This window comes from Candidatus Schekmanbacteria bacterium, from assembly GCA_016219965.1.
In the GTDB taxonomy this organism is placed as follows: Bacteria; Schekmanbacteria; GWA2-38-11; order GWA2-38-11; family J061; genus JACRJM01.
In genome coordinates this window covers 66,982-84,088 of record JACRJM010000003.1, presented here as the reverse complement: position 1 = coordinate 84,088, position 17,107 = coordinate 66,982, and the positions used below count along the sequence as shown (strand labels likewise).

General features: G+C 43.1%; 16 protein-coding genes. 10 read left to right on the top strand and 6 right to left on the bottom strand.

What is annotated here, in order from left to right; genetic code table 11:
• Window positions 1-72: 72 nt before the first annotated feature.
• Window positions 73-501 carry a hypothetical protein gene (locus HZA77_02630; protein ID MBI5374300.1) on the top strand — a complete coding sequence of 143 codons (429 nt, stop codon included), beginning with the start codon at window positions 73-75 and terminating at the stop codon, window positions 499-501.
• A gap of 293 nt (window positions 502-794) precedes the next feature.
• On the opposite strand, the gene trxB is transcribed toward HZA77_02630, so the two are convergent.
• The 5 genes from trxB to HZA77_02605 form a co-directional block, all read right to left on the bottom strand.
• A complete protein-coding gene (gene trxB, locus HZA77_02625; protein MBI5374299.1) occupies window positions 795-2,009 on the bottom strand; it encodes a thioredoxin-disulfide reductase in 1,215 nt (404 codons plus the stop codon).
• Window positions 1,997-2,455 carry a transcription antitermination factor NusB gene (gene nusB, locus HZA77_02620; GenBank protein MBI5374298.1) on the bottom strand — a complete coding sequence of 153 codons (459 nt, stop codon included), beginning with the start codon at window positions 2,453-2,455 and terminating at the stop codon, window positions 1,997-1,999. The genes trxB and nusB overlap by 13 nt, the downstream gene beginning before the upstream one ends.
• Window positions 2,456-2,527: 72 nt before the next feature.
• Window positions 2,528-2,992, bottom strand: a complete 465-nt coding sequence (locus tag HZA77_02615) for a 6,7-dimethyl-8-ribityllumazine synthase (protein MBI5374297.1) — start codon at window positions 2,990-2,992, stop codon at window positions 2,528-2,530.
• Window positions 2,993-3,016: 24 nt separating this feature from the next.
• Window positions 3,017-4,246, bottom strand: coding sequence for a bifunctional 3,4-dihydroxy-2-butanone-4-phosphate synthase/GTP cyclohydrolase II (locus tag HZA77_02610; protein MBI5374296.1), 1,230 nt, complete (start codon window positions 4,244-4,246; stop codon window positions 3,017-3,019).
• Window positions 4,247-4,273: 27 nt separating this feature from the next.
• Window positions 4,274-4,927: a riboflavin synthase gene (locus HZA77_02605; protein ID MBI5374295.1), complete on the bottom strand. Its 654-nt coding sequence runs from the start codon at window positions 4,925-4,927 to the stop codon at window positions 4,274-4,276.
• Window positions 4,928-5,074: 147 nt separating this feature from the next.
• Here HZA77_02605 and HZA77_02600 point away from each other — a divergent pair, with 147 nt between their 5' ends.
• From HZA77_02600 to HZA77_02565, 8 genes are all read left to right on the top strand, one after another.
• Window positions 5,075-5,374 carry a hypothetical protein gene (locus HZA77_02600; protein MBI5374294.1) on the top strand — a complete coding sequence of 100 codons (300 nt, stop codon included), beginning with the start codon at window positions 5,075-5,077 and terminating at the stop codon, window positions 5,372-5,374.
• Between the two features lie 5 nt (window positions 5,375-5,379).
• Window positions 5,380-5,709 carry a hypothetical protein gene (locus HZA77_02595; protein MBI5374293.1) on the top strand — a complete coding sequence of 110 codons (330 nt, stop codon included), beginning with the start codon at window positions 5,380-5,382 and terminating at the stop codon, window positions 5,707-5,709.
• A gap of 91 nt (window positions 5,710-5,800) precedes the next feature.
• On the top strand, window positions 5,801-6,259 hold the full coding sequence (locus HZA77_02590) for an N-acetyltransferase (GenBank protein ID MBI5374292.1): 459 nt from the start codon (window positions 5,801-5,803) through the stop codon (window positions 6,257-6,259).
• Window positions 6,260-6,277: 18 nt separating this feature from the next.
• Window positions 6,278-7,615 (top strand): TldD/PmbA family protein, encoded by a 1,338-nt coding sequence (locus HZA77_02585; protein MBI5374291.1) that lies wholly within the window; start codon window positions 6,278-6,280, stop codon window positions 7,613-7,615.
• Window positions 7,616-7,619: 4 nt separating this feature from the next.
• Complete coding sequence (pilB, locus tag HZA77_02580) at window positions 7,620-9,422, top strand: type IV-A pilus assembly ATPase PilB (GenBank protein ID MBI5374290.1); 1,803 nt, start codon at window positions 7,620-7,622, stop codon at window positions 9,420-9,422.
• 61 nt (window positions 9,423-9,483) lie between these two features.
• Window positions 9,484-10,695 carry a type II secretion system F family protein gene (locus tag HZA77_02575; GenBank protein MBI5374289.1) on the top strand — a complete coding sequence of 404 codons (1,212 nt, stop codon included), beginning with the start codon at window positions 9,484-9,486 and terminating at the stop codon, window positions 10,693-10,695.
• A gap of 32 nt (window positions 10,696-10,727) precedes the next feature.
• The gene (locus tag HZA77_02570) at window positions 10,728-12,449 is read left to right on the top strand and encodes a PAS domain S-box protein (GenBank protein ID MBI5374288.1); all 1,722 of its coding nucleotides are present in this window, start codon (window positions 10,728-10,730) and stop codon (window positions 12,447-12,449) included.
• Window positions 12,450-13,838 carry a sigma-54-dependent Fis family transcriptional regulator gene (locus HZA77_02565; protein ID MBI5374287.1) on the top strand — a complete coding sequence of 463 codons (1,389 nt, stop codon included), beginning with the start codon at window positions 12,450-12,452 and terminating at the stop codon, window positions 13,836-13,838.
• Window positions 13,839-13,998: 160 nt separating this feature from the next.
• Here HZA77_02565 and acs read toward each other — a convergent pair whose 3' ends face one another.
• Complete coding sequence (acs, locus tag HZA77_02560) at window positions 13,999-15,945, bottom strand: acetate--CoA ligase (protein ID MBI5374286.1); 1,947 nt, start codon at window positions 15,943-15,945, stop codon at window positions 13,999-14,001.
• Between the two features lie 243 nt (window positions 15,946-16,188).
• On the opposite strand from acs, the gene HZA77_02555 reads away from it, so the two are divergent.
• Window positions 16,189-17,100: a hypothetical protein gene (locus HZA77_02555; protein ID MBI5374285.1), complete on the top strand. Its 912-nt coding sequence runs from the start codon at window positions 16,189-16,191 to the stop codon at window positions 17,098-17,100.
• Window positions 17,101-17,107 lie beyond the last annotated feature (7 nt).

Genomic DNA, 17,107 nt, shown 5'->3' with positions numbered 1-17,107 from the left:
GCTTGAAACAGTAGTGATATAGATTTAGAATTTATTCAGTCTTCCTTTACCTTTTTTATGGAGGTGCCTGTCATGGAAGAAACAAAATCTCAGGGGAAAATCAGCCGCCCGCTTTTGATTACAATCATCGGTGTTTTCTTCATAGTATGGGAAATTCTTGTACTCCTTGATTTTACCGGAATATCAAGCCCAAAGATGAACGGTCAGGTTGTTAACGTTATATTAGGTTTCAGAGTTTTTGGCACCTACGCTAAGGTAATGGATGTAGTGCAACTTATCATCATAGGTCTTATGATATATGGGATTTTCAAAATGAATAAACTTCTTGGCTGCGTTCTGCCTTTCGCATACATGGTCTATGCCTTTGTGAGCGTCCATTCATGGGCATTGATGGATATTACTGCTACTAAGCGTGCAAAGCTTGGTTATGATATTTTTGCATTAATCGGCGGCGGGCTGATCTGCCTGGTTTTATATCTGAACAAAGACAAATTTAAATAGTACCTATTTATGCTTCGTAAAAGATTGTATCAGATCATTGGTTTGACAGTCCCGCTCTGGCACTAAACAGCAGGTGCCTGCCGCGGGATCTGTCAAACCAAAAGTTTATTTTGTATCTAAGAATTTATGAGCAGATTGATTAAGAAATATTACGCCAAATATTGCATCCGGTAAAGGTTAACTTTCGAATGTTTGTCAGAGTGTTTCAAGAAAGGATTTATATTTTGCTCAGGCTGTCCCTGCGAGAGCACCTTTGAAGTGCAAAGCAGGGATTGCCTGAGCAAAGCCCAGGATTAATCGGCGAGGGATTCGAGATATTTCTCCGCATCCAATGCCGCCATACATCCGCTGCCTGCGGCTGTTATAGCCTGCCTGTAAACATGATCCTGCACATCTCCGGCGCAGAATATTCCTTCTACTGAAGTTTTTGTCCCGCTGGAAACAATATAGCCTGCCTTATCAAGTTCGATCTTCCCTGCCCAGGGTGCGGTGTTAGGCTTATGTCCGATGGCAACAAAGACACCCTGGCATGAAAGCTCCGATAATGCACCGCTCTTAATATTTTTGACTTTTATGCTTTTTACTCCATCAGTCTTGTTTCCCATTATGTCCTCAATCAAGGAGTCCCAGACAAAGGTTATCTTTTCATTTTTAAAAGCCTTGTCCTGCATTATCTTGCTTGCGCGCAATTTGTCTCTCCTGTGAATCAGATAGACCCTTGTTGCGAACTTGGTTAAGAACATTGCCTCTTCAAGGGCTGAATCACCGCCTCCCACAACAGCAACATCACGTCCCCTGAAAAAGAAAGCATCGCATGTTGCGCATGTCGATACGCCGTGTCCCAGGAGTTCTTTTTCTGCAGGAAGCCCTATGAACTGTGCAGATGCACCGGAGGCTATTATTATGCAGTCTGCCGATATCTTAGTGTCTTCAGCTGTTACTTTAAAAGGACGTTCTGTTACATCAACGTCTGTTAGCTCTTTATCAAGGAAAGCCGCGCCGAAACGCTCTGCCTGTTTTCTCATTATGTCCATAAGCTCAGGACCCATTACTCCGCCTACAAAACCCGGATAGTTTTCAACTTCTGTAGTAGTTGTAAGCTGGCCGCCGGGCTGTCTTCCTGAGAGGACTAGGGGTTCAAGATCTGCGCGTGCCGCATAAATAGCAGAAGTAAGTCCAGCCGGACCGGAGCCTATTATCAGTAGTCTTGTCCGCTTTTCCAATTGTTTTTCTCCTTTGATTCCTAAAAGCCTGTCAAGCTCTCCCTTCTTGTCAAGGGCATTTAAATCATCGAAGCCGCCAACATGTTTTTCGTCTATAAAGATTTGAGGAAGAGTGTTCTTTCCTGTGCGTTCGGACATTTCTTTTTCCAGCTCTTCGCTGTCTGAAATGTTACGCTCTTCGAAACTTGCCCCCTTTTTTTTCAAAAGATCTTTTGCAAGGGTGCAGTAAGGACAGTCGTTTAAAGTGTAGATGACTATTTTTATTTCACGATTTACATCTGGCATTGTTTTTTTATGCCTTCTTCTTTTTCCACTATTCCCTTTAATCTGTCTAAAACCCCGTTTATGAACTGCGGCGATTTTTCCATGCCGTATTTTTTGGATATTTCAATTGCTTCATTGATGGTCACATTGAAATCAATATCATCGAAGTAAAGGAATTCAGCAATGGCAATTCGTATGATGTTCCTGTCTATTGCTGCCAATCTTCCGATCTTCCAGTTTTTAAGGCATCCTTCAATGAAGGAATCTATCCTTTCTCTGTGATCAAACACGCTCCATATAAGCCGCTCAGAAAATTCTTTTCCCTCTTTGTAGAAATTCGGTGAAAAGCTTTTCCAGAAAGCTTTAAGTTCGCTTTCAATTGTCTTTCTGTCAGGCAATGTCTTTGCAGCATCGAACTTATGCAGAAACTGGAGGGTATATTCTCTCGCTTCCCTTCTTAAACCCATATATCACCTACATCAATCCTGTTATTTCATATTTGCCGTGTTGACTGCATGGCTGCGAGAAAATAAAAAAAATCATAAGGCCTTAAGGATGTTTGCCATTTCTATGGCAGAAAGTGCCGCATCACGCCCCTTGTTCCCAAGCTTTGTACCTGCTCTTTCTATGGCTTGCTCTATGGTGTCAGCTGTTATTACGCCGTATGCTACAGGAATTCCGGACTCGAACTGAGCCTGTGCCAGCCCTTTTGTGACCTCTGCCGCTATATAATCAAAATGAGGAGTTTGACCACGTATGAGGGCTCCAAGACAAACGATAGCATCATAGTCTTTTCCTGATGCAAGCTTCTTGGCAATCAGGGGAATCTCAAAGGATCCGGGAACGCGCACTACCTTGATATTCTGGTCAGCTGCCCCGTTCCTTAACAGACCGTCAAGGCATCCCTGAAGAAGTTTCTCTGTTATAAACTCATTGAACCTGCTTACTACTATACCGAATTTCATTCCTGTTGCATCAAGCTTACCTTCGACATAAGAGGGCATGACGGTTTCTCCGTTTAATTTTTATTATTTAAGGTTTTCAAAAATGTGTCCAAGTTTTTTCTGTTTGGTCCTGAGATACCTTATATTGTTTTCGTCAGGTGTTATTTCCACAGGGATACGTTCAACTACTTTTAGTCCGTATCCTTTTATGCCTACTATTTTTCTTGGGTTATTGGTCATAAGTTTGATTTTCTTTATACCAAGGGCAACAAGTATCTGAGCCCCGATCCCATATTCACGCAAATCAGGCTTGAATCCTAAATGTTCGTTTGCCTCAACAGTGTCTAATCCTTTGTCCTGAAGCTCATAGGCTTTTAATTTGTTGATGAGTCCAATCCCTCTCCCTTCCTGATAAAGATAAAGGACTACCCCTTTCCCTTCTTCCTGAACTTTTTTCATTGCCGCATGAAGCTGTTCTCCGCAGTCGCATCTCTGGGATCCGAAGACATCTCCGGTAAGGCACATTGAATGGACCCTTACCAGTATGTCGCTTCCGTCAGCTACATCTCCTTTTACCAGTGCCACATGGCAGTGGTTGTCAATGATGCTCCGGTATGCGATAGCTGTGAATTCGCCGTAAGGTGTAGGCACTCTTGTTGTTGCTTCCTTTACGATAAGCGATTCCTTGCGGAGGCGGTATTCGATCAAATCCTTGATAGTTACTATTTTCAGATTATGTTTTTTTGCAAATTCAACAAGCTGTGGAAGTCTTGCCATCGAACCATCATCATTCATTATTTCGCATATAACTCCAGCCGGATTAAGCCCTGCAAGCTTTGAAAGGTCTACAGCTCCTTCAGTCTGTCCTGTGCGCTGGAGCACACCTCCTGTGGCTGACCTTAACGGAAAGATATGTCCGGGTCTGACTATGTCTTCAGGTTTTGTTTCAGGATTGATGGCTGTAAGAATGGTTGTTGCTCTGTCCTTTGCAGAGATTCCTGTGGTGACTCCTTCTTTTGCTTCTATCGATATGGTGAATGCTGTGTTGAACTGGTTGGTATTGTCTGAAACCATGAGCGGAAGCTTGAGGTCATCGCATTGTTCCGGGGTAAGCGGCAGACATATAAGTCCCCTGCCGTATGTTGCCATGAAATTTATGGCTTCCGGGGTTACTTTCTCGGCAGCCATAGTGAGGTCACCCTCATTTTCCCTGTCTTCGTCGTCGCAGAGAATTATCATCTTCCCTGCTTTTATATCTTTTAACGCCTCATCTATGGAATTGAATTTATAGTTCTCTCTTGTAGTTTCCTTCATTTATGCACCTATTCCAAATTATTAATTTTAATCTATAAACCCCGTATCTCTTAAAAATTCAAGACTTATTTTTTCCTTGCTGCTCCCGGGAAGATAGGATTCAACAGCTCTCCTTACATACTTGCCGAGCATGTCGGTTTCAAGGTTTACCTCATCACCTTCATGCTTTTGTTTGAGAACAGTGTTTTCTATGGTATGCGGAATGAGAGCTACCGAGAAAACATCTTCTCCTGTTTCTGTTACTGTAAGGCTTATACCGTCAACTGCGACAGAGCCTTTTTTTATGATGTCTTTGGCTATATTGCGGGGTGCTTGTATAACAATAACTCCTCCTTCAGCTCCTGTTTTTTTTGATTTTATAATTCCTGTCCCGTCAACATGTCCTGTAACAAAATGCCCTCCGATCCTGCCGCCATATGCCATTGCTCTTTCAATGTTGACGTTTTCTCCGGCCTTTTTCCTTGCAAGCGTCGTAAGAGACAGTGTCTCACTTGATATGTCTGCCAAAAACCCTCCTGATGAAAAGGACTTCACAGTCAGACATACGCCGTCAACTGCAATGCTTTCCCCCATTTTCAAAGCTTCTCCTGTTATGGAAAAATCTACTGAGATCTCAGCAGAAGCTCCTTTTTTTCTGAGAGAAACTATTTTACCGGTACATTCAATTATTCCAGTAAACAAAGACTATCTCCTGTTTATGATTTAAGATCAGGAATTATCTGGTCGGTTAAAAATCTTTGCCGGTGTTTATTTGTTGATTTTAAATAATAAATGTGTGTATTTTTGTCAATAATGATTATCAAATCACATAACAAAAGGAGATTATAAATGAAAAGATTATTGCTTGCTGTTGTCATTGGTATTTTTCTTTCATCGTTAGTTTCAGGTTGTTTGTATGCAAAAATAAAAGTACCGCTTGATAGTGATGTCAGCGAAACTGAGCTTGGAGATAAAGTGGGAAAGGCAAGCTTCCAGTCAGCGCTCTGGTTGTTTTCCTGGGGTGATGGAGGGACTCAGGCAGCAGCAGCAAACGGACAGATAACAATGATTGAGCACCTTGACTCAGAATACTTTGTTGTTCTTTTCGGATTGTATACCCGTGTAACTACTATTGCATATGGAGAGTGAAAAACATGAAGAAATCTTTGTTTAAGATTTTGCTTTTGTTTTCCATCCCTTTGTTTGCCGGGTGTACGACAGGGCTTATTTATACCAACACCACAGAGCCCTTTGTGACCAATATGGACATGACTCCGGTGGGTACCAAGCTCGCTGTCCTCAGCACCAAGAAAATAAAAGAGCCGTTTACGCGAATAAATGTGAATGCAGAATGGAACAGCAGGGCAATAGGTGATGCGGCAAAGAAGGCGGGGCTTACGGCTATATATTATGCTGATATGAATACCTTCAGCTTACTGGGCGGAATCTGGAAGAAACAGACCATAAGGGTTTGGGGAGAATAAACCTCAAAAAAATTGACACTGCATCGTCTTTAAAGTATTTTTATACAATCGCAGGAACAGGGCTTCCAGCCTGACTTTCAGGGGGTATATATTGAAAAACATAAGACCGGCGAAAATTCAGGACGCCGAACCGATACAAAAGATCATCAATTATTACAGCCGTAAAGGATTGATGATCCAGAAATCATTAAGCGAGATCTATGAGAACATCAGGAACTATTTTGTTTATGAAAAAAAGGGGAAGGTGGTCGGGACCTGCTGTCTGAAGATATACTGGAAAGATCTTGCAGAAATCTGCTCTCTCGCAGTTGGAATCCGCGAAAAAAAAAAGGGGATGGGAACGCTCCTTTTAAATCACACTCTTTCCGAGGCAAAAAAAATGGGGATAACTACAGTATTTGTTCTTACTTATGTCCCCGGTTTCTTTGCTGAAAACGGTTTCGAGGAGATAGATAAATCGAAACTTCCCCAGAAGATATGGGGTGAATGTATAAGGTGTCATAAATTTCCTGTCTGCGATGAATCAGCAATGGTAAAGTATCTCGAATAAACAATTATTGTTTGGCTTATGAAAGATCTGGCACAAAAAATATTAAAGCAGGTAAAAGCAAAGAAAGCTGTAGAGGCTGAAGTTTATATCAGCCGAAACAGGGGACTCTCCATTGAAGTTGAGAAAGACAATATAAAAACTTTCGAACAGTCAGAGGATTGGGGGATAGGGCTGCGTGTTATCGATGGCCGCAAGGTCGGCTTTTCTTCATGCTCAGGGACCGGAGATGATCTTATCTCAGGGATAATTGAGAATGCAATCCAAAGCAGTGCGTTTGCAGGGGAAGATAAAGCGCGATTGCTGCCGGAAAAACAGGAGAAGGGTTATCCTGAATATAATCTTTCACCTTCAGATATCTCATCGGTCTCCGTGGAAGAGAAAATCGGTGCAGCCCGGCTGCTTGAAAGAAGCGGGATGGAATACGACAAGAGGATAACGAAGAGCAACAAAAGTGCATACTGGGACAGCGAGTTTGAAGTGGCTGTGGCTAATACTTTGGGCATTGACTATTTCCAGTCAGGGACTGCTTGCGGGTGCAGCATAACTCTTGTAGCCGAAGACTCTAAAACCATGGAAACCGGCTGGGAGATGGACAGGGCAAGGAAATTCTCAGCCCTTGACTTTGAAAAGGTAGGCAGGACTGCGGCAGAAAAATCTGTCCGGATGCTTGGAGCGAAATCAGTTGCCACAGGTTCATATCCGGCAGTGCTCGACAACTACGTGGCAATGGAGTTCCTGGGGCTTCTTTCATCCTCCCTTTGTGCAGACAATGTTCAAAAGGGAAAGTCCATGTTTGCCGGAAAAAAAGGAATAAGTGTTGCTCCGGCATCAATTAACCTTATTGACTGCGGATTCCATCCTGATGCTGTTTCTGTATTCCCTGCTGATTCTGAAGGTGTTCCTGTTGCAGAAAAAAAACTTATATCAGGAGGCCTGTTGCAGGGATTCCTCTATGATACATATACCGCATGCAAAGATGGTGTAAAATCTACGGGCAATGGTTTCAGAGGAAGCTATAAGAGCACGCCATCTGTCGGGACTGGAATTCTATATGTCCGGTCTGAGAAAGTAGATTCCATGAAAGATATAATAGCTTCTGTCGACAAAGGGATACTCGTAACCGAAGCAATGGGGGTTCATACGGCTAATCCTGTTACAGGTGATTTCTCCTTCGGGATTGAAGGGCTTCTTATCGAATCGGGAAAATTGTCACATCCGGTGAGAGGTGTTATGATATCCGGGAATGTAATAGATATGATACGGAATATAGAGATGGTGGAAGACAGGATTAGATTCTTTGGAAGAATCGGGTCCCAGTCTCTGAAGATTTCTTTGTTAAGTATAAGCGGGCACTGAAAATATGGCAAAACTAGGACAGCTTTTGATTGAAGGAGGGCTCATAAACGAGAAGCAGCTTGATGAAGCTTTGCGGGCACAAAAAACAACCCATGAAAGGTTGGGCTCTGTCCTTATAAAACAAGGTGTACTCACTGAAGACACTATCACATCTTTCTTAAGCCAGCAGTATGGCGTCCCGTCAATCAATCTTGATGATTTTGATATAGATGCTTCAATATGCAGACTCATTCCGCCCAAGACCGCAAGAAAATATGAGGTAATTCCCATCAGCAGGATTGGTTCCACTCTTACTGTCGCGATGGTGGATCCTTCCAATGTCTTTGCCATTGACGACATTAAATTCATGACCGGTTATAATGTCGAGCCTGTTGTAGCGCCTGAAAGCGCGATTAAGGCTGCTATAGGGAAATTCTATGGCGGAAGCGGAGAAGGAGGTGTTTCTCAGACACCGGCTCAGATGCTGATAGAAGAGAAGGATATACTGCTTGAGGAAGAAGATGGTTTAGCTTCCTCGATGTTTGAGGAAGAGGAAGCTCATATTGAGGTTGATGAACTCGACAAGCTGGTGTCAGGCGCCGCTGACGCAGTTGAGGTTGTGGAGGATAATCTTGATGAAGATATGTCGAGGGATGTCGAGGCCCCTGTAGTAAGGCTTGTAAACGGGATTCTCCTTAAAGCCATAAAGATGAAGGTTTCCGATATCCATATTGAACCCTATGAAAAAAATTTCCGGGTGAGATACAGGCTTGACGGTGTCCTTCACAAAGCGATGGATTTGCCGTTAAAAATAAAAAACGCAATGGTATCCCGCATAAAAGTTATGTCTAAACTTGACATAGCGGAAAGAAGACTTCCTCAGGACGGCAGGATAAAGCTTAAGCTGGGGCCGAAGCGCGAGATGGATTTCAGGGTGTCAGTACTTCCCACGCTTTTCGGTGAAAAAGTTGTCATGCGTCTCCTTGACAAGTCAAACCTTCAGCTTGACATGACAAAACTAGGATTCGATGATTTACCATTAAAGCATTTTCAGCATGCTATCCATATGCCCTTTGGCATGGTTCTTGTCACAGGTCCGACAGGGAGCGGGAAAACAACAACGCTCTATTCCGCTATCAGTGAACTCAACAAAATAACTGAAAACATAATGACTGCTGAAGACCCGGTGGAGTTTAACCTTATGGGGGTGAATCAGGTGCAGATGAACGAGGATATAGGGCTGAATTTTGCCGCCTCTCTCAGATCCTTCCTGAGACAGGACCCTGATATCATATTGGTTGGAGAGATCAGAGATTTTGAGACAGCAGAAATTGGAATCAAGGCAGCCCTTACAGGGCATCTCGTGCTTAGCACATTGCATACCAACAATGCTCCTGAAACTATAAACCGTATGCTTAACATGGGTGTTGAACCTTTCCTTGTCGCTTCCGCTACCAATCTTATCGTTGCCCAGAGGCTTGCAAGGAAGGTATGCTACAATTGTTCTGAAGAAATTCAAACTAACAAGGAAGCACTGCTCGGTGTGCAGTTTACAGAAGAAGAGATAAGCGCCGGGATTAAAGTGTTTCACGGCAAGGGGTGCGGAGTATGCGGCAACACAGGTTATAAGGGAAGAGTTGCACTTTACGAGGTTATGCCTCTTTCAAAGGAACTTAAAGAGCTCATTCTCCAGGGGGCGCAGACGCCGGAAATAAAAAGACAAGCCATCGCCGATGGGATGCAGACATTGAGGAGAAGCGGGCTCAACAAAATAAAGGAAGGAGTAACAACGTTAGAGGAAGTAGTGCGTGTTACAATGAGCGACTAAAATATTATCTTTATACTTTAGCCGGTAATGAGTTAAAATATAAAGATAGGAGGTATTTGAAATGCCAGCCTTCCAATATGTAGCAAGAACATTATCCAAGGATATAAAAAAAGGGGAGATAGAGGCTAAAACCATAGAAGAGGCCCGCAAACTTCTCCGCACACAGAAACTAATAGTTACCTCTATAAAGAAAAAAGCTGTTGCCTTTCAACTCAATATACCGGGAATGAAGGAGAAGGTAACAGAGAAGGATATTGTAGTTTTTACACGCCAGTTTGCCACCATGATCGAGGCAGGTCTTCCCCTGGTCCAGTGCCTTGAAATCCTCGCTAACCAGAGCGAAAAGAAAGTCTTCAAGCAGGTACTTACGAAAATAAAAGAGGACGTTGAATCAGGGTCAACATTTGCCGACTCTCTCAGAAAGCACCCTGATGTTTTTGATTCGCTTTTTGCCAATATGATTGAGGCAGGAGAAGCCGGCGGTATTCTTGATACTGTATTAAAAAGGCTCGCAACCTACATCGAAAAAGCATCAGCGCTCAAAGCTAAGGTGAAAAAGGCAAGCGTATATCCTATAGCGATCCTTTCTGTTGCATTTGTCGTTGTTGCGGCACTCCTTGTCTTTGTTATACCGACTTTTGCGAAAATGTTTACTGATTTTGGAGGAACCCTTCCTGCTCCCACTCAGATGGTAATAGATTTAAGTCATTTCGCTGCTAGCTGGAAAGGCGGAATGGTTCTTGTCGTGATAGTAGCCCTTATTTTTGCCCTGAGATTTTATCGTGGTACCGCTAATGGCTTAAAAGTAACTGATGCCCTGTTTCTCAGGCTTCCCATTTTCGGAGACATAATAAGGAAATCTGCTGTTGCGAAATTCACGAGAACTCTTTCAACGCTCATATCGAGCGGAGTACCGATACTCGACGGACTTGAAATAGTCTCAAGGACGGCAGGGAATGTTATAATAGGTGCTGCAGTAATGGAAACAAGGGCGAGTATTGCTGAAGGAAAATCCATAGCAGAACCACTTGAGAAGACAAAAGTTTTTCCTCCAATGGTTGTTCAGATGATAGGGGTTGGCGAGGCGACAGGCGCTCTTGATACAATGCTTGCTAAAATTGCAGATTTTTATGAGATAGAAGTAGACAATGCCGTAGATGCCCTTACGGCGCTTATGGAACCTGCCCTGATGGTGGTCCTTGGAGGAATAGTAGGTTTTATCCTTATAGCCATGTATCTGCCGATCTTTACACTGGCTAGCGCTATTAAATAGGAAAAATTCTTCCCGAAGGAAGAGAGATTAAATTGTTTGGAATAATGCAGGGCAGTCATAGCTCGGTGGGGTTGAAGTGGCTTATGACCATGCGTATTGTCGTGGTTACAGCGCTCCTCGGGACCACGATACTCGTTGAGATCCAGCAGAAAGATTCTTATTTAACTCCATTTCTTTCCATACTTTATATTCTCATAATTGTTATTTACCTGCTTACTATCATTTATTCTCTGCTGGTTAACAGGATAAAGAACACAGCCCTTTTTGCCTATGTTCAGATAGTAGGGGACATTCTGTTCGATACAGCGCTTGTTTACCTTACAGGGGGTATGGAAAGTCCCTTTGTTTTCCTGTATTTTCTGGCTATTATCACTGCGGGCATCGTGCTTTTCAGGATTGGTGGATTTGTTGCCGCCTCTGTATCTTCTCTTCTTTTTGTTGCTTTGGTCATATTCCAGACGAGCATGATAAAATTACTTCCGCTTCCTGATAACTTTCTGATTCCCCTCACTCCTCATTTCTTCTGGGAGATTTTTCTTAAGGTATTTCTTAATGTGGCTGCCTTTTATCTTGTGGCATTCTTCAGCGGTGTTCTGCTTGAGAATCTGAAGAAAACCCATGAAGAGCTTGAAGAAAAATCTGAGACAGTAAGGGAGTTAGAAAGATTCAATGAAAATATTCTTGAAAGCCTGTCAAACGGGCTTGTTACTACGGATCTTGCAGGGAAGATAAATTCTTTCAATATGGCGGCTGAAAAAATAACTATGCGCAGGAGGGATGAAGTTATAGGCAAAGACCTTGGCGATATCTTTCCACGGTTGAATTACTCGGAATGCATGGAGATCCTCTCCGGAGGCAATGATTCACAGCTTTCAAGGGAGCTTGAGATGGCCATTGACGGTGAAACAAGATATATAGAGATTTCTCTTCTCCCGCTCAGGACAGAATCAGGCGTTGTCACCGGTATGATTGGGAATTTTCAGGACCGGACTGAGGTAAAAAAAATGGAGGAGAACCTAAAGCGTGCTGACAGGCTTGCTGCAATTGGGGAGGTCGCAGCTGGAATTGCTCATGAGATAAGGAACCCTCTGGCATCCATAAGCGGTTCAATCCAGATGCTTAGAGAAACAACACACGCCGAGGGTATGAACAGGAAGCTCATGGATATAACCATAAAGGAATCCGATCGCCTTGATTCCATCATCAAGAACTTTTTACAATATGCGAGGCCAGTTCCCGCCAATGTTGCAGTTTGCAATGTAGTGAGAATACTTACTGATGTTGTGACCCTGATAAAAAATGATCCCAAATGCGATAATAAAAATGTAAATATCAGGCTTAACTGTGAAAGTGGTGACCTCTATGTGAAGGGTGATGGAAGCCAGCTTGAGCAGGTTTTCTGGAATCTTGCAATAAATGCGATCGAGGCAATGAACGGCAGGGATGGAGAACTTGAAATAACTGCTGAAAGATATAGTATGCGGCACGATTATTACGGACTTTCAAAAAACAATGTGGAGTTTATAAGAATAATATTTGCAGATACTGGTATTGGGATAAAGACAGAGAACAGGAATAAAATTTTCTCTCCATTCTATACTACAAAAACCGGAGGCACTGGGCTTGGGCTTTCTATAGTATATAGAATTCTTGAGGAACAGGGGGGGAAGATCGAAGTTGAGAGCGTTGAGTGGAAGGGGACCAAATTTTTTCTCTATCTCCCCTGCTTTAATATATCTGACGGGAAGGATTGATTGATGCCAAGAATACTGGTTGTAGATGATGAAAAAAATCTTCTGGAATTCATGCACATTATGCTTTCGCAGGAGGGGTTTGAAGTTGAGACGTGCAGTGACGGGAGAAAAGCTCTTGAAATTTTGAAAGACAATATTTTTGATATCGTTATCAGCGATATAAAAATGCCCATTGTAAGCGGCATTGACATATTAAAGTCTGTAAAGGAAACATCCCCTGATACTGATGTAATCATGATAACAGCTTATGCATCGCATGAAACAGCGGTGGAAGCCATGAAGCTGGGTGCCTGCGACTATATAAGCAAACCTTTTAACAATGAACAGATAAAGCTTGTAATAAGAAAGGCACTTGAGAAGCATGATTTAAAGAGAGAGAACCTGAGACTGAGGCGGAGGATAGAAAGGGAGGACGGCGCCAAAACGATTATAGGCAATTCTCCTGAGGTAAAACGTGTTCTTGACCTTATAGAGAAGGTGGCTGGTACGGACAGTACGGTTTTAATTTATGGAGAGAGCGGAACCGGAAAAGAACTTATTGCGAGAGCGATCCATGCTAACAGCGTACGGAAGAACAAACCATTCGAATCGATAAATTGCGGAGCGCTGCCTGAAACACTCCTTGAAAGCGAGCTTTTCGGACATGAAAAGGGAGCTTTTACTGATGCCGTGAGAACTCAGCAGGGGCTTTTTGAAATAGCTGACGGCGGCACCCTTTTTCTTGACGAGATAGGTGAGACGTCTCCGTCGACCCAGGTCAAGCTCCTCCGTGTGCTTCAGGAGATGGAAATAAAAAGAGTCGGCGGCAGGCAGACAATAAAGGTAAACGTGAGGATAATATCTGCGACCAACAAGGATCTTAAAAAACTTGTTGAAGAGGAAAAATTCAGAGAGGACCTTTTCTACAGGGTAAACGTATTTCCCATCCATGTTCATCCGCTGAGGGAACGTATTGAGGATATTGACGAGCTCGCAGATTATTTGATAAAAAGAGTTTCCCGTAAGATAGGAAGAACTCCTCCTTCGATGCATCCTGATACCCTGAATTATCTGAAAAGTTATTCCTGGCCCGGCAATATCAGGGAGCTTGAGAATGTTATTGAAAGGTTTCTTATACTTTGTTCAGGGAACATAATAACATCTAACTATCTTCCTGATGAGATTCTCAACCCTGAGCTTTACAAAGGAAGCCGTGGAAACAAGAATGAGATGCTCCCCGAGATAACGCCTGAAGGTATAGACTTTGAAAAGATTATAAGCAGCATAGAGATAAAATACCTGCTTAAGGCCCTTGAGAATACCGGCGGGAAAAAGACAAAGGCTGCCGACCTTTTGAAATTAAGCTTCAGGTCCTTCCGCTACCTCCTCGGCAAGTACAATATAAACTAATTTTTCTCTGCCTGTCTTATACGGGACTCTGCCCTTCTGTTTGCCGCTTCAAGGGAGGTTGTATTTAAATATTTCCATAATCGTTCTACCAATATGACAATCCCCCTCTTTCCCTCTTTAGATAAGGGGAAGGAAGGGGATTGCAGGAAATCTTATATGATTATTCTTCGTCCTCGTACTGCTGTTTTAAGCTTTCAATTACATTTGGGTCAGCGAGCGTAGTGGTATCCCCGAGCGCTCTCTTTTCTGCAATATCGCGCAGCAACCTTCTCATTATTTTCCCGCTTCTTGTCTTGGGAAGCTCCGCTGTGAAGTAGATGTCTTCAGGTCTTGCCATTGAGCCGATTTTTTTCGCTACATGTTCCTTTAAAGTATCCTGCATGGCTTTATTTGCAGTAACCCCCTGTTTCAGAGTTACGAATGCTGCAACTGCCTGTCCTTTTATTTCATGAGTCTTGCCTATTACAGCTGATTCAGCGACTGAAGGATGGTCAACAAGAGCGCTTTCAATCTCCATTGTGCTTAACCTGTGACCGGAAACATTTATTACATCATCGACTCTTCCCATGAGCCAGAAGTAGCCGTCCTTGTCCTTCCTTGCCCCATCGCCGGTAAAATATATATTTTTGTATTTTGACCAATACTGCTCTTTGTATCTATCCGCATCTCCGTATATTGTGCGAAGCATTGCTGGCCAGGGCTTTGTCAGAACCAGATATCCTCCGGACTCAGGCGGCACTTCATTTCCCTTATCATCAAATACTTTAGCCTCAATCCCGGGAAATGGTCTTGTTGCAGACCCCGGCTTCGTATTAACTATCCCGGGGAGCGGGGAAATAAGTATCATCCCTGTTTCAGTCTGCCACCATGTGTCGACAACAGGGCATTTGCCCTTTCCAATGTTCTTCTGGTACCACATCCATGCCTCGGGATTGATTGGTTCTCCCACAGAGCCCAAAAGCCTCAGAGAAGAGAGGTCCCTTTTCTTTGTCCACTCTTCTCCCCATTTCATGAAAGTCCTTATTGCCGTGGGTGCAGTATAAAAGATGTTAACATTATATTTTTCTATTATTTCCCAGAATCTGTCTTTTTCCGGATAGTCAGGCGAGCCCTCATACATGACTGTTGTCGCGCCATTTGAAAGTATCCCGTAAACTATGTAGCTGTGCCCTGTAACCCATCCAATGTCTGCACTGCACCAGTAAGTATCTTCATCTTTTAAATCAAAGATCCATTTTGCGGTCAACGTTGTACCAACGAGGTATCCTCCTGTGGTATGGACTATCCCTTTGGGCTTTCCGGTTGTTCCGCTGGTATATAGAATGTAGAGCAAGTCTTCGCTGTCCATCTGTTCCGGTGCGCAATAACCGTCAGACTCATCCATAAGGTCTGTCCACCAGTGGTCTCTTCCGTCACTCATGTGGATGCGCGCTTCTTCGCCAACTCTTTTTACCACTATCACATTATGTACGCAGGGACAGTCTTCGATAGCTACATCGACATTCCTTTTAAGCGGGACGATCGCCCCACGCCTAAATCCTCCGTCAGCAGTTATAACCACCTTAGAGTCAGAATCATTTATCCTCTCTCTTAATGACTCAGGGCTGAATCCGCCGAAGACAACGCTGTGTACAGCACCGACTCGCGTACAGGCAAGCATGGCGATAGGCAGTTCCGGCACCATTGGGAGGTAGATTGTAACTCTGTCTCCTTTTTTCACCCCGAAATGTTTGAGGACATTTGCGAACTTATTTACTTCCCTGTATAGATCCCAGTAAGTATAGACCTTTTCATCGCCGGGTTCGCCTTCCCAGATTAAGGCTGCCTTGTTCTTCCTGGTTTTCAGATGCCTGTCTAGGCAGTTGTAGGATATGTTAAGCTTACCTCCGATATACCATTTTGCAAATGGAGGCTTCCATTCAAGAAGTGTATCCCATTTCTTGAACCAATCTACATTATCAGCAGCTTTGGCCCAGAATTTCTCGATGTCTTTGCCTTCTTCGTAAATATCTGCCCTGCTCATATTCGCTTTATCTACGAACTCCTTAGACGGTTCAAAGAGCCGCCTTTCGTCAAGCAGAGCTTCGATATTTTTCTTGTCTTTCATTCTTTACCTCCTGTATTTAATTAGATTAATTATTGTTAACAGGATATAATTCAACTACTTTCTTATAACCGCTGATACCAGCCTGCAAAACCTACAGAAACACTACTAACGTATGGTGTTTTTTTAGTCAATATGAAAACGTCAGGCTTTTTTGGTTTACATTTACAATCTGTCAGTTTACCATAACTTTATGATTATAAATGCTCTTATGCACTCCGGCGAAAATGCAAACCAGATACTTGCATGAATAAAGAGAGCGAAGTTCGTATTGTAGACCTTACAGATTATTTTAAAAAATTCCTCGCTAATATCCCGCTTAATAATGATAAAAATGAAACTGCCCGGAAGTTTAAGGAATACTATATCAATCCTTCTGCTGAATATCTTGTCCCTCTTCGTTCATTTGCCAATTTCTGGTTCAAGGACCCGGCATCTTTTTTTAACAATGAAACCTTTGATGTTACTTCTTATGCCCGGCTGCTTGAAAGTCTTTCAGACTGGAAGATAAAGGATGCCGTTGCAGAGGTTCACAGGAATGCAGAGGAACTTGCAGGGCACAAGATTTGCTGCGATATAATATTATTCTTCACTTTTGGACATCTCGTCGATGGCATCACTGTTTATTTCGGCGGAAGACCCACCATATATATAGGGCTTGATTATCCCGAGGCTGACAAGTCATACCTTGAGACAATTGCAGGACATGAGATAGGGCATGTTGCAAGGGATACAACTCCGGGAGTACTTGAAAGCTATGGCGCCAATCTTGATATGGAGCACGGAAGGCTTCTTTCCATAACTCCCTTCAGCGAACATTTCATAGGAGAAGGGATGGCAACCTTTTTTTCAAAGCTTCTTGTCCCCGGACATCCGGACAAACATTATCTTTTTTATGGAGATGATGCACTTCTATGGTGCGAAGAAAACATGGGGTTTATCGAAGAGAAACTGCTCAAAGAGGCAAATCAGATCGGAAATATCGGAAGATATTACCGTAAAGGCACACTCAGAGAGGGTTCTCCGGGAAGAGAAGATTATTTTTACGGATTTAAAGTTGTTGAATCAGTTTACAAAAGTAAAGGGATAAAAGAACTTCTCGGGATGAGCTCAAGGGATATACTGAGACATTATTTTTCCGGAAAAAGCGGTTCCTGACCTGACT